The 322-nt window shown below is 55.9% G+C and carries 1 rRNA gene; it reads left to right on the top strand.

The window, feature by feature from the left end:
- Positions 1 to 322 (top strand): 23S ribosomal RNA (locus IF29_RS0141260); the annotation flags it as partial.

Raw genomic sequence — 322 nt, 5'->3', positions numbered from 1 at the left:
ACAACCGTGATTCCGAGAGTAGTGGCGAGCGAAATCGGATGAGGCTAAACCGTAGTGGTGTGATACCCGGCAGGGGTTGCCATTGCGGGGTCGTGGGACTTACAGGCTGATTCTGCCGGATCAGCGAGGAGTCAGAAACCGTTGGTGTAGTCGAAGGACATGCGAAAGGTCCGGCGTAGAGGGTAAGACCCCCGTAGACGAAACACTGACGGCTCCTTTGTGATGTTCCCAAGTAGCACGGAGCCCGAGAAATTCCGTGTGAATCTGGCGGGACCACCCGCTAAGCCTAAATATTCCCTAGTGACCGATAGCGGACAGTACC

Origin of the sequence: Streptacidiphilus jeojiense (genome assembly GCF_000719095.1) — a bacterium.
GTDB classification, from domain to species: Bacteria; Actinomycetota; Actinomycetes; order Streptomycetales; family Streptomycetaceae; genus Streptacidiphilus; species Streptacidiphilus jeojiensis.
Note: the sequence above shows the minus strand (reverse complement) of the source record. Positions and strands in the feature narration are given on the sequence as shown.